Source organism: Membranihabitans marinus, from assembly GCF_021729155.1.
Classification (GTDB): Bacteria; Bacteroidota; Bacteroidia; order Chitinophagales; family Saprospiraceae; genus Membranihabitans; species Membranihabitans marinus.
This window is the reverse complement of the sequence record NZ_JAJQYA010000007.1, coordinates 1-12,794: the sequence shown is the minus strand read 5'-3', so window position 1 is coordinate 12,794 and position 12,794 is coordinate 1. Positions and strand designations below refer to the sequence as shown.

18 protein-coding genes and 1 pseudogene are annotated in these 12,794 nt (G+C 35.7%); all 19 read left to right on the top strand.

Features of this window, described 5'->3' with window-relative positions; genetic code table 11:
• The first annotated feature begins 266 nt into the window (after nucleotides 1–266).
• Entirely contained in the window at nucleotides 267–2,492 is a 2,226-nt protein-coding gene (gene katG, locus LVD51_RS06400) for a catalase/peroxidase HPI (RefSeq protein WP_236970376.1), read from the top strand.
• Between the two features lie 37 nt (nucleotides 2,493–2,529).
• Nucleotides 2,530–3,363 carry a class I SAM-dependent methyltransferase gene (locus LVD51_RS06395; protein ID WP_262912735.1) on the top strand — a complete coding sequence of 278 codons (834 nt, stop codon included), beginning with the start codon at nucleotides 2,530–2,532 and terminating at the stop codon, nucleotides 3,361–3,363.
• A gap of 2 nt (nucleotides 3,364–3,365) precedes the next feature.
• Nucleotides 3,366–3,584, top strand: a complete 219-nt coding sequence (locus tag LVD51_RS06390; protein WP_236970374.1) for a hypothetical protein — start codon at nucleotides 3,366–3,368, stop codon at nucleotides 3,582–3,584.
• A gap of 46 nt (nucleotides 3,585–3,630) precedes the next feature.
• Nucleotides 3,631–4,314: pseudogene (locus LVD51_RS20200) on the top strand (DEAD/DEAH box helicase family protein); the annotation flags it as partial.
• 33 nt (nucleotides 4,315–4,347) lie between these two features.
• Entirely contained in the window at nucleotides 4,348–4,689 is a 342-nt protein-coding gene (locus LVD51_RS06375) for a type I restriction-modification enzyme R subunit C-terminal domain-containing protein (RefSeq protein ID WP_236970371.1), read from the top strand.
• A gap of 39 nt (nucleotides 4,690–4,728) precedes the next feature.
• On the top strand, nucleotides 4,729–5,613 hold the full coding sequence (locus LVD51_RS06370) for a DUF488 domain-containing protein (RefSeq protein ID WP_236970370.1): 885 nt from the start codon (nucleotides 4,729–4,731) through the stop codon (nucleotides 5,611–5,613).
• A 985-nt stretch (nucleotides 5,614–6,598) separates the two neighbouring features.
• Nucleotides 6,599–7,165 carry a dihydrofolate reductase family protein gene (locus LVD51_RS06365; RefSeq protein WP_236970369.1) on the top strand — a complete coding sequence of 189 codons (567 nt, stop codon included), beginning with the start codon at nucleotides 6,599–6,601 and terminating at the stop codon, nucleotides 7,163–7,165.
• Between the two features lie 2 nt (nucleotides 7,166–7,167).
• The gene (locus tag LVD51_RS06360; protein ID WP_236970368.1) at nucleotides 7,168–7,488 is read left to right on the top strand and encodes an ArsR/SmtB family transcription factor; all 321 of its coding nucleotides are present in this window, start codon (nucleotides 7,168–7,170) and stop codon (nucleotides 7,486–7,488) included.
• A complete protein-coding gene (locus LVD51_RS06355) occupies nucleotides 7,485–8,468 on the top strand; it encodes an SRPBCC domain-containing protein (RefSeq protein WP_236970367.1) in 984 nt (327 codons plus the stop codon). The genes LVD51_RS06360 and LVD51_RS06355 overlap by 4 nt, the downstream gene beginning before the upstream one ends.
• Nucleotides 8,469–8,521: 53 nt before the next feature.
• Nucleotides 8,522–8,887 (top strand): DoxX family protein, encoded by a 366-nt coding sequence (locus LVD51_RS06350; protein ID WP_236970366.1) that lies wholly within the window; start codon nucleotides 8,522–8,524, stop codon nucleotides 8,885–8,887.
• Nucleotides 8,857–9,069, top strand: a complete 213-nt coding sequence (locus LVD51_RS06345) for a DUF4287 domain-containing protein (RefSeq protein ID WP_236970365.1) — start codon at nucleotides 8,857–8,859, stop codon at nucleotides 9,067–9,069. Before LVD51_RS06350 ends, LVD51_RS06345 begins: the two co-directional genes overlap by 31 nt.
• 59 nt (nucleotides 9,070–9,128) lie before the next feature.
• Complete coding sequence (locus LVD51_RS06340) at nucleotides 9,129–9,287, top strand: hypothetical protein (RefSeq protein WP_236970364.1); 159 nt, start codon at nucleotides 9,129–9,131, stop codon at nucleotides 9,285–9,287.
• An 81-nt stretch (nucleotides 9,288–9,368) separates the two neighbouring features.
• Complete coding sequence (locus LVD51_RS06335; protein ID WP_236970363.1) at nucleotides 9,369–9,938, top strand: alpha/beta hydrolase; 570 nt, start codon at nucleotides 9,369–9,371, stop codon at nucleotides 9,936–9,938.
• Between the two features lie 5 nt (nucleotides 9,939–9,943).
• On the top strand, nucleotides 9,944–10,492 hold the full coding sequence (locus tag LVD51_RS06330; protein WP_236970362.1) for a dihydrofolate reductase family protein: 549 nt from the start codon (nucleotides 9,944–9,946) through the stop codon (nucleotides 10,490–10,492).
• A gap of 83 nt (nucleotides 10,493–10,575) precedes the next feature.
• Nucleotides 10,576–11,136: a dihydrofolate reductase family protein gene (locus tag LVD51_RS06325; RefSeq protein WP_236970361.1), complete on the top strand. Its 561-nt coding sequence runs from the start codon at nucleotides 10,576–10,578 to the stop codon at nucleotides 11,134–11,136.
• Between the two features lie 67 nt (nucleotides 11,137–11,203).
• Nucleotides 11,204–11,416 carry a DUF4287 domain-containing protein gene (locus LVD51_RS06320; protein WP_236970360.1) on the top strand — a complete coding sequence of 71 codons (213 nt, stop codon included), beginning with the start codon at nucleotides 11,204–11,206 and terminating at the stop codon, nucleotides 11,414–11,416.
• A 109-nt stretch (nucleotides 11,417–11,525) separates the two neighbouring features.
• On the top strand, nucleotides 11,526–11,873 hold the full coding sequence (locus LVD51_RS06315) for a nuclear transport factor 2 family protein (protein ID WP_236970359.1): 348 nt from the start codon (nucleotides 11,526–11,528) through the stop codon (nucleotides 11,871–11,873).
• A 97-nt stretch (nucleotides 11,874–11,970) separates the two neighbouring features.
• Complete coding sequence (locus tag LVD51_RS06310; protein ID WP_236970358.1) at nucleotides 11,971–12,339, top strand: hypothetical protein; 369 nt, start codon at nucleotides 11,971–11,973, stop codon at nucleotides 12,337–12,339.
• Between the two features lie 260 nt (nucleotides 12,340–12,599).
• Nucleotides 12,600–12,794: helix-turn-helix domain-containing protein (locus LVD51_RS20195; RefSeq protein ID WP_394803155.1), on the top strand; the 195-nt coding region annotated here is incomplete at its 3' end.

Genomic DNA, 12,794 nt, shown 5'->3' with positions numbered 1-12,794 from the left:
TGAACAGTACTTCAATTATCATACTGGTTTATAGATGAGAAGAATTTACTTAACAAGAATACAGCTAGGACAAAGAAATAGAATCACACTATCGTAACACAACATCTTTATGTTCAAAAGAGTTAGATTTATTATAGTCAATCCTATTTACTTACATTATAGATTCAATACCAACAATATACCTAAAACAGATTTCTTGTATTAAATACTAAAATACACCTTCTTTAATTCGGCAAATACTTTTAAAATCAATAAATATTTCAAGAATGGAAAACGACAAACTCAATTGTCCACATCATCAGCAAGCAGACAAAGGTAGTTCAGCTAGTTCTGCTCCTTCTTCAGGTAAATGTCCCATCATGCATGGAGGTATCACTTCTACCAAAACCTCAGTTACTTCTTGGTGGCCCAATACCCTCAATCTTGACATTTTGCATCAACACGATACAAAAACCAATCCCTTAGGGCAAGATTTTGATTATCAAGAAGAATTAAAAAAACTGGATATTGAAGCCTTAAAAAAAGATATGCACGCCCTTATGACAGATAGTCAAGATTGGTGGCCTGCCGATTGGGGACACTATGGCGGTTTATTTATTAGGATGTCATGGCACTCCGCTGGCTCCTATCGCATCTCTGATGGTCGAGGAGGAGGAAATACTGGTAACCAGCGTTTTGCTCCATTGAACTCTTGGCCAGACAATGTCAGTTTAGACAAGGCCAGACGATTGTTGTGGCCCATTAAGAAAAAATACGGCAATAAAATTAGCTGGGCTGATTTAATCATCCTAGCCGGCACCATAGCCTATGAAAACATGGGGCTTAAGACTTATGGATTTAGTTTTGGACGCGAAGACATTTGGCATCCAGAAATTGATACCTATTGGGGAGCTGAAAAAGAATGGTTGGCGCCCAGTGACGAACGATATGGAAATCTAGAAGATCCTTCCACCATGGAAAATCCATTGGCCGCTGTACAAATGGGTCTGATTTATGTTAACCCAGAAGGGGTCAACGGCAAACAAGACCCTTTAAAAACAGCTGCCCATATCAGGGAAACATTTGCCCGAATGGCCATGGACGATGAAGAGACAGTAGCTTTAACAGCAGGAGGACACACCGTAGGAAAAACCCATGGAAATGGAGACGCCAGCATCTTGGGTCCAGTACCTGAAGCGGCCGATGTTACTGAACAAGGCTTAGGTTGGACCAATCCAGTTAAGCCTGGCATAGGTAGACACACCGTATCCAGTGGTCTTGAAGGAGCTTGGACCACCCATCCCACCAAATGGGACAATGGCTTTTTTGAAATGCTATTCAATCACGAATGGAAGTCTGTAAAGAGTCCAGCAGGAGCATGGCAATGGGAACCCGTATCTATCAAAGAAGAAGACAAACCTGTAGATGTGGAAGATCCTAGTATTCGTCACAATCCCATGATGACCGATGCCGATATGGCCATGAAGGTAGATCCAATCTATAGAGAAATCTCTTTAAAATTCATGAAGGATCCAGCCTATTTCTCTGAGACCTTTGCAAGGGCTTGGTTTAAATTGACCCACAGAGATTTAGGACCTAAAGCCAATTACTTCGGCCCCGATGTTCCTCAAGAAGATTTAATCTGGCAAGATCCTATTCCTGCTGGCAAAAGTGATTATGATGTAGCAGCTGTAAAAGCAAAAATAGCTGCTTCGGGATTGACGATTTCACAAATGGTAACCACGGCTTGGGATAGTGCTCGTACTTATCGCGGCTCCGACAAACGCGGTGGTGCCAATGGAGCTCGAATTCGATTGGCTCCACAGAAAGATTGGGTAGGAAACGAACCTGCAAAATTGGCTCATGTACTTTCCATTCTAGAACCCATAGCTGCTGAATCTGGCATTAGCGTGGCCGATACCATTGTGTTGGCTGGAAATCTAGGTGTGGAAAAAGCTTGTAAAGCGGCAGGATATGATATCACAGTACCATTTACACCGGGACGTGGAGACGCCACAGCGGAGATGACAGATGCAGAATCCTTCGATCCGTTGGAGCCATTAGCGGATGGATATCGCAACTGGAGTAAAAAAGACTATGTGGTGAGTCCAGAAGAATTAATGCTAGATCGTACTCAATTGATGGGTTTAACAGCCCCCGAAATGACGGTATTGGTCGGTGGTATGCGAGTAATTGGCACCAACTATGGCAACACTGCACATGGGGTATTGACCGACAAGGTGGGTGCATTAACCAATGACTTTTTCGTGAATCTTACAGACATGAATTTTACCTGGAAGCCCACCGACAACGGTATATATAATATATGCGATCGCAGTACAGGTACTGTGAAATACACAGCTACGCGCATGGATTTGATCTTTGGATCTAATTCTATATTGCGTGCCTATGCTGAGGTTTATGCTCAGGACGATAGCCAAGAGAAGTTTGTCGCTGATTTTGTAAAAGCCTGGGTTAAAGTAATGGATGCAGATCGATTTGATGTAAAATAATCATCTTCGACGGTATTAAAGTTTAAGTAATAGCGGCTTGGAAATTTATTTAAGCCGCTATTTTTTATTCGAGCTTACTATAGTCCCAAAAAACAGACTGACTCGTCCTAAAAAAAGCTACGGTTTTACTAATTATATTGCTATCCGAAAGAAGTTTCATTATTATCTACTACTCTTATACCAGCCATTAACACCAAATTCAAACAACAAGAAATTACAACATATGAATAAATCAAAAAAATTTTGGGATAGTGCTTCAAAAAACTACGACAAAACAGAAGAACGTTTTGAATATATTCATAGCAAGTCTCGAAAAAACACTAAAAAGTATTTAGAGAATAGTAATGTTGTTTTAGATTACGGATGTGGAACAGGTACAGTATCTTGTGAAATTGCTGACTATGTTAAAGAAATACATGCTATTGACATATCATCTAAGATGATTGAAATTGCTAAAGAAAAGGCAGTCGGCCAAAAAATTGAAAATATAACTTTCTCTCAAACGGATATTTTTGATAAAAAACACAAAAAAGAATCTTATGATAGAATACTAGCCTTCAATATGTTGCACACTATTCCCAATCCCAATGATGTTGTACGAAGAATAAATGAACTATTAAAGCCTGATGGTTTGTTTATTTCTGTAACACCTTGTTTAGGTGGTAAATTATCATTTTTAATTGGTTTGCAAATTCGACTTGTTCAAATAATGTGTACAATTGGAATAATCCCTGTTCCTATAAGAAGACTTAAAAGTTCTGATTTAGATCATTTAATCACAAATGGAAATTTTCAGACTGTTGATTCTGAGAATATTTATAAAGGTGCATCTAGTTATTTTATAGTGGTTAAGAAAAACTGTAAAAAATAGGCATGATAGTGCTAGAGTCAAAGCTTTTGACTCGTATCAAACTTTGTGCTGAACTGAAAATTACAAGCTTCTTAATCGCCTACAATTCATATACTAACCGTTACCTGCAAGCTGAAAAAAAGCCAGCCGCACAAATAGCACATTTGGTTTTTGCCGACACACAAGCCAAAACTAAAAAAAACAAAAGAGCTATTTTTTGCCAACGCTCAATATTCCGTTAGCTGAAAAAAATGTAAATTGACAACGAAAAAGAAATTAAACTAGTGAATGACTGATAATAGTAACCAAAATCCTGAACAAATAGCGCGTGATAAAATAGACGAAATGCTACGTGAAGCTGGATGGTTAGTTCAGTCAAAAAAGAAAGTTGATTTATCTGCAAACAAAGGAATTGCAGTACGTGAATACCAAACTGATGTTGGACCTGCCGATTATGTTCTGTTTGTAGGCCGAAAACCAGTCGAAATTATTGAAGCAAAACGTGAATACTACGGACACAGACTTACAGTTATGGAAGATCAATCTTCTAACTACGCCAATGCAAAACTAAAATATTTAAACAACGACCCTTTGCCCTTCGTTTATGAAAGCACAGGAACCATTACTAGATTTACAAATTGTCGAGACCCAAAATCAAGAGGTAGAAATGTTTTTAATTTTCATAAACCAGAAACAATTGCAGAATGATTAAAAAAAGGAAAAAGTCTTCGAGAAAGATTGTTGTCCATTCCTGCTTTAGATGAAACAGGACTTTGTCCTGCTCAAATCGTTGCAGTTAATAATCTGGAATATTCTTTTAAAAAGAACAGACCCAAAGCCTTAATTCAAATTACTACTGGTGCTGGAAAAACATTTACTGCAGCGACTTTTGTGAATAACTTGCTAAAGCACGCAGTTGCTAAACGTATTTTGTTTTTGGTGGACACCATAATCCTTGGCGAGCAAGCAGATTATGTTTGAGATGCTTATTCTACTTTAGAAGACGTGAAAAGTAAGCAACCCAAAGACGAATTAACTGCTTTGGTATCTTTAATTAAAATAGCTTGTGGAATAGACAGCGAATTGAAACCTTATGATAAAACCATAGATGAAAACTTTAAGAATTGGATTTTTAAGCAAAAAGCAGGAAAACAACCGTTTTACAAAAAAACAATTAGATTGGTTACGAATGATATAAGACCACGTAGTGAGCAGTTACATATAGAAATAGACGATTTAGAGTACACACCTTTTGATACCAAAGGCGGAAAAGGAAAAATGCACCAATTATTTGGTAACCAAAAGAATACCATTATTGATGAACTCAATGAAGTGCTGGTAGCGTAATTTTTTATCCTTGTAATTATAAAACGAATAAACTGAAAGATGTACTACAGACGAAAAGTCATATTATCTATAATAGAAACTTTTGGAGGAAAACTTGAAAAATTCCAACTTCAAAAACTATTAATGCTATTTTCCATACAGCAAAAGACAGCCAGCTATTATTTTGTACCTTATAAATTTGGTTGTTTTTCATTTCAAGCCAATGCAGATTTGGCAACAATGCGAAAATATGAATGGGTTGAAGAAGGAGAAAAATACTGGAAAAAAACAACCACACAATCTTATATAAACGAACTAAAGGAAAAGGATAAAGCATCGTTAGCAGAATTAAAAAAGTATTTTATTGGAAAATCGTCAGATTATTTAATTAAACACACCTACAGAAACTATCCTTACTATGCTATTAATAGTAGCATTGCTGAACAAATTTTGAGTGAAGAAGAACTCAATAAAGTGAAGCGTAAAATGCCAAGGTCATCAAAAAAAGCACTTTTTACTATAGGTTATCAAGGTATTAGCATAGAGCAATACATCAACCAATTGATTAAAGCAGATGTAAAAGTATTGTGCGATGTGCGAAAGAACTCTTTTAGTATGAAGTATGGTTTTAGCAAGTCGCAGTTAAAAATGGCTTGTGAAGGGGTTGGAATACAATTTATCCACATTCCAGAAGTTGGTATCGTTTCAGACAAAAGAAAAACATTGTCTACACAAAAAGACTACGATTTATTGTTTGAAGATTACAAAAAAACGGTTATTCCAAAAACCATAAATCAACAGGAAACGATTCTTAACTTAGTCCAAAAACATCATCGTGTAGCTATTACCTGTTTTGAGAAAGATATTTGTCAATGCCACCGCAAACATTTAGCTGAAGCCATTTGTCACCTGCCTAATTTTGATTATGAATTAATACATCTATAAAAATGCCCCGCAAAAAAATCTTACTTACAGTAACCACCTATCCACTGCCTTCACGCAGCTATGATGAATTGGTATGAATGGCTGGTGTTTTAGAAAATGGCAAATGGATACGGATTTACCCAATCCCACTTAGCTTTTTAAGAGGGCTGAAAAAAGAAGGGATAGTAAAACAAACAAAATACAATTGGATAGAGCTCGATTTAAAACAACGAACAGACGATTTTAGGCCCGAATAGTTTTTCGCCAAACGATTATGAATTTAAAGATTTGATAGTGGGCGATACGATAGACACCCAAAGCAACTGGTGGAAATAGTAGTAAATATTAACATTGTGGCCAGCATAAAACTCAGTTGTAAATTGAAAATTCAAGTTCCGCAATCGGCTACTATTCTTATACAAACCGTTAGCCACAATTTATGAGGAAGTTCATCGACCCAAAAGGAAATTACATTTTTTCATCTCTAATGAATGGGGTTACAGAAATGGAATGTATGAGGCGAAAGAAAATGCCCCTGATTCTTTTGAACTTTACGAAAAGTCCGTTGGATGTTTTTAAATAACTTGTAAATCAAAAACTATAGGAGAAATTCCAAATTAAATTGAGACCCATAAATTTAAAAACACAAGCAGTCGGAACTAATAACCTCGAATTTTCTGAAAAATACGTATCATCCGAAAAGTTTGATGTCTACTTTTGAATGGCAGTAGTGGATGACAAGTTTTTAATGTGTAAATACAGATATGATACTGACAAAAAGGAATCAAAAAAAGTAAAAACCTGCACCAAACAACGTGTATAAAACATTGCTTATTTTAGTTCAAACGTTCCTTACACATTAACGTTAGCGGTCATTGGAAACCGACACCTTTCAAATGTTAAATCCTAAACATAATTCATTTTTTTTAATAAAATATTTGAGAAACCGATTGATTGCATATATATTTGCAACTGATTGGTTTCATGACTTAATAAATATAGAAAAATGAGAAAATTAAAATTACAAGTCCAAATGACCATAGACGGCTTTATTTCAGGTCAAAATGGAGAAATGGATTGGATGAAATTTCCTTGGACAGATGACATTACAAATTATGTTCGAGAAATTACTAAACCGATAGACACAATAGTTTTAGGCAGAAAATTGGCAGTAGGATTTATTCCTCATTGGGCAAATGTTGCCAAGGACCCTAACCATCCAGAGTATGAAGGCGGTCTTAAGTATGCTACCACACAAAAAATTGTATTTACCAAAACACTTGACAAATCAATTTGGGACAACACCGAAATTGCTAAAGGCGACCTGGTTGAAGAAATCACCAATTTAAAGCATATGCAAGGCAAAGACATGATTGCCTATGGTGGTGGGGAGTTCGTTTCTGCACTCATTAAAAACCAACTTATTGACGAGTTGCATTTGTTTGTAAACCCTGCTGCTATTGGAAGCGGAATGCCAATTTTTAGCGACTTGACAGCGATGCAAAAATTCAATCTTGATGTAGTACAAAAGTTTGATTGCGGCATTGTTGCAATGGTTTATAATCCCATATAATTATGCGTAGAGACGTTTTTCAAGCAATTGCAGACCCAACAAGACGAGCCATCATTATGCTTCTGGCTGTTGGCACCATGACTCCCAATGCCATAGCCGAACATTTTGATACAAGCAGACAAGCAGTTTCAAAACATTTGCGAATACTTACGGAGTGCGAAATACTCACACAGGAGCAACAAGGCAGAGAAATTCATTATCACTTAAATGCAGACAAGATGAAAGACATTGAAAAATGGCTGGAGCAATTTAAAATGCTAATGGCAAAACGCTTTGACCAATTGGATACCGTTTTAGAACAAATAAAATCAAAAGGAAAATGAACCCAAACTTAAAATTTGACTTCATTGTCAATAAAAAAAACAACACTGTAAATGTGGAACGAGAATTTGCCGCAAACCTTGAATTGGTTTGGGAAGCTTGGACAAATCCAGAAATTCTTGACCTATGGTGGGCACCTAAACCCTATAAAACAAGAACTAAATCAATGGATTTTCGTGAAGGCGGAATTTGGCTTTATGAAATGTACAATACCGAAGGTGAAAACCCGCAAGAATGTCATTGGTGTAAAAATGATTACATCAAAATTGCTCATCAAAAAATGTTTTCGGGTTTAGACGCATTCTGTGATGAAAACGGAGTAGTTAACCCAAAAATGCCCCGAACCCAATGGACAAACGAATTCAATGAAAATGAAGAAAAAACCCTAGTAACCATTACAGCCAAGTACGAAAGCCTTTCTGACTTAGAAAAAATAATTGAAATGGGTTTTAAAGAAGGTTTCACCATGGCAATGGAAAACCTAGACCAATACATTGAAGCACAATTCAAACTTCGAAAACAAAATAAAACAAACAATAGGGCAAGAGTAACGACCTACTTAAACTTCGCAGGTAATACAGAAGAAGCTTTCAAATTTTATAAATCTGTTTTCAAAACTGAATTTATAGGTAAAGGCATTGAACGTTTTGAAGATGTGTCTGCAAGTACCGAAAATTGGTCTCCCGTTGCCGATAACGTAAAAAAAATGGTTTTGCACGTTGAATTGCCAATAGTTGGTGGGCATATATTAATGGGTACGGACGCACCAAAAGAAATGGGCTTTAAATTAACAAGTGGAAACAATATGCATATTTGCCTAGAACCCGCAACAAGAGAAGAAGCCGACCGGCTATTTATTGAACTTTCTGTAGATGGCAACATTACAATGCCAATGGCAGATATGTTTTTTGGTGCTTACTTCGGAGAATTTACAGATAAGTTTGGTATCAATTGGATGATTAATTACATAAACAAAGAATAATAATCAAGAAGAATAAAATCACATTCTGGATAGCTACTTCTGTCATTTTTGTAATGGAAGCAATAATTCCTTTGGCGACGCTTTTATTTGCACACGAATACTTTAACGCTGGAACCAAGCCCTTAGGCTATCCTGATTACTTCGCCTATGCTTTAATGGTTTGCAAAATATTAGGGGCAACTGCAATAATGTTCCCAAAACTTCCTGCTAAACTCAGGGAATGGGCGTATGCAGGTTTAACATTCAATTTAATTTTTGCAGCTATAAGCCATATGGCGGTAGACCAGATTATAGCCTATATCTTAATGCCCATCGTAGTAGGTATTATTCTAGGGGTTTCATATGTCTATTCACAAAAAATCAAACCAGAATCTAAAAATCAACAATTATGTCATTCAAAACATACATCAAAAACATAGAGGATAAAACAGGTAAATCATCTGAAGAATTTCAAAAATTAGCTGAGGAAAAAGTATTTACCAATAATGGAGTGTTAGTAGCCAAAGCTACAGAAATAACTAATTGGCTTAAAAAAGATTTCGAATTAGGTCATGGACACGCTATGGCAATGTATGCTTATATTAAAGGAAAAAGGGAATAATGATTGAAGTTTTTAAAACCAATATCTCCTCCAAAACTAAGGCGAACCAAACGATAAAAATGCTTAATACGAAATTCCCAGACTATAAATTCAATTTTGATTTGGAGGACTGCGACAAAATTTTGAGAGTTGAAAATGTAAACGGGACTTTAAAAATTAATGACATTATCAACTTTCTATTGGGAGCTGAAATCGTGGTAGAAATTTTAAAGGAATAAATTTCGTTTATACTAGACCGTTATCGGACAATGTGAAAATTATAATTGACTAAATGAATAGCCAAATAAAATCTATTAATAATGAAACCAATAAAAGTTTTATTCGCTCATAGTGGTGGTGGACAAGGTGACGTAGGACAGGGAAGTTTTGATTTAGTAAAGAACTTAAAAAATGAATTAGGAAGCCAATTTGAAGTTCTTTACCCAATAATTGATGCCCCAGAAGCTCCAACTTATCAGATGTGGAATAATCTTTTCGCAAAAGAGTTAAAAAAAGCGAACCAACCCATAATCCTTATAGGACATTCATTGGGTGCTTCAATGCTGCTTAAATTCATTTCAGAAGAAAAGCCAAATATTTTGATATCAGCAATGTATTTAGTTGCCACACCATTATGGGGAAAAAACGGTTGGGATGTGGACGACTTTGCGCTCAAGGATAATTTTGAAAATGAACTCAAGCAAGTGAATAAGATTTTTCTCTATCACTGTAAAGACGATTCAATTGTCCCTTTCAAACATTTGAATTTCTATAAAAAGGCAATGCCCGATGCAACCGTAAGAGTTTTAAACGGAACGGACCATGCATTTGCGAAAGGATTACCTGAATTGGTTGATGATATTAACAGTTACGTAAAATTGAAAAAATAAATTCTATGGGGAAAGTATTCATACACTTAACAATGTCACTTGACGGCTTTATTGCAAAACCTAATGAAGACGATTGGGATTGGATTTTCAAGCATGAGGCTGACGATTCTGATGATATGGAAAATCGAGTTATGCAAGATTTAGGAGCAGTAGTTCTTGGTAACAAGGATTTCAAAAACAACAAAGTTACCGCCGATGCTCTTCCGTATGGAGGACTACAAATTCCACAATTTGTTGTAACACACAATGCCCGTAAATCGCTTACTGTAGGCCCTTTAACATTTAACTTTGTTACCGGAGGAGTAGGAAAAGTGATTCAAACAGCCAAGGAGGCAGCAGGAGCAAAAAATGTTGCAATATTGGGTCATAGCATTGCTCAACAAGGTCTTGAATTAGGTCTTGTGGATGAATTAGTCGTTCATGTTTATCCTGTCATTTTTGGGAACGGGTTAAGACTTATTGATCAATTGGGTTGTAAGCCTATTGATCTTGAACGGATAGAAATTATTTCAACAACTCAAATTACAAGTATGCGATTTCGAGTTCTAGGATAGAAATTTTCCATGCGAAAATCAATACAAGATGAAAACGATCCACTAACGGTGTATAAATAAAAAGACAACATATTAATAAAATTATGGCAAAATTGACATCATTCACATTCATTTCTTTAAATGGATTTTATAAAGGAATTAACGAAGATATAAATTGGCACCAACACGGAGGAGAAGAGGCCGAATATTCAGTTGAGAGCTTAAAATCGAACCAAACGCTTCTATTCGGCAGAGTGACCTACGAAATGATGAAAAGTTTTTGGCCAACTCAAATGGCTTATGACTCTTTTCCTGAAGTTGCTGATGGAATGAATAATTCAGAAAAAATTGTCGTTTCTAAAACATTACAATCAACTGATTGGAAAAACACTCAAATCATCAACGAAAACCTCATAGATAGAATAAGGAAATTAAAAAAAACGGGGAAAAAGAACATTACACTTTTAGGGAGCGGAAAGATTTTAAAACAACTTACGAATGCGAATTTAGTGGATGAATATCAAATAATGATTGACCCAATATTCATTGAAAAAGGAGAACCGATTTTGGACAATCTGAAAAATAATATAACCCTCGAACTGACAAAAAGCAAAGTTTTTAAAAGTGGAACAATCTTACTTTATTATAAACCCAAAGCGAATTAAGGAATAAAGCCAGTACATAACAATGTTAATAAAAAATAGGCGAACGTAAAACTAAAAATCAATAATTATGTCATTCAAAACATACATCAAAAACATAAAAGAAAAAACAGGTCAAACCGCTGAACAATTTCAAAAACTAGCTGAGGAAAAAGGATTTACCAATAATGGAGCATTAGTAGCTAAAGCTACAGAAGTTGCCAACTGGTTGAAAGCTGAGTATGAATTAGGTCATGGACACGCCATGGCAATGTTTGCTTATATTAAAGGAAAAAGAGAATAAAAACGGATGCTATCATGTACTCCTTTGTCTTTAAGTATGCTATTTTTTTATTTACAAGACCTTTATCGGTCTTTAAAAAGGATAACCATACAAAATCAATCTTTACACAATGACAAAAACAGAAATTGCAAAAGCATTTTCCAACGGGGAATTTGAAAAGACCTACGATTATATAGCTGAAAATGCAGAATGGATTGTAATTGAAGAAGACAAATTTACAGGAAAACAAGCTATTATTGACAATTGTGAGCAAGTCGGTAGTTACTTCGAATCCGTGACAACTGACTTCAAAACACTGAACATAATAGCTGAGGGAAATAATGTTGTAATAATCGGAACGGCAGAATTTTTAAGAGATGGCAAGCGGGTTTCGTTTGTTTCAGCTTGTGATGTTTATGAGTTTAATGATGCGAATCAAATTCAGAAAATCACTTCATACTGTATCCAAAAGAAATGATCATGTCCGCGTACGTCTTAACATCCCACGATTGCACTATATAAAAATGTAACGAAAAAGATAACTAAACGCTAACATTGAATTTGAAATCGATAAAATGAAAATCGTTAATACTACAGCAAATGATTTTGAGCATGTTGTTTCCCTTTTCCAAAAAGCAATACAACTGCAAGGAAAAAAGGGATATCAGGTTTGGAAAGAAATTGACAAAGTCGGACTGGAAAAAGACATTGAAAACAATCTGCAATTAAAAATCGTAGAAAGCAACAATATTTTGTGTGTTTTTTCAATTCAATTTAGTGCCCCATTAATATGGCATAAACGAGAAAAAGGAGATGCAATTTATCTTCACAGAATTGTTGTAAACCCAAAATTTAAAAGACAAAAACAATTTGAAAAGGTCCTGATTTGGACAAAAAAATTCGCACTTGAAAAGTGGATATTCCGGACTAAGCTGACCCAGTAAATCCGGAAGGCAAAAGAGCGTATATGATTGGATGGCATGGCAAAGAAACATGACAATCCGGCGGATATTGACCCAGGTAGGTAAAAACAAGGAAAAGAGGTCGAATTAGATCAAAATACCTGCTTATTAGAATAGATAAGCTAATATTTATCCGGACCAGGTTGACCCACCTGAAAAATAATCCGGAGCATATTGTCCCACTTGTGAGTAGTTTTTGGTTTTTTGATTTACAAATTATTACTAAATGTAAATCAAAAAGGATGGCAGGAAAACCAACGTCTATGAGTAAGATTAAACAATTGCTACAATTGTATAAAAAAGGAGAATCCAAGAGGTCTATAGCCCAGAAACTGGGCATCAGCAGAAATACCGTCAGAACCTATCTCGAGAAGATATCCCATATTCAGATGGATGTCGATGACCTTATGGCACTTGAAAATCCTGAGCTTGAGAAG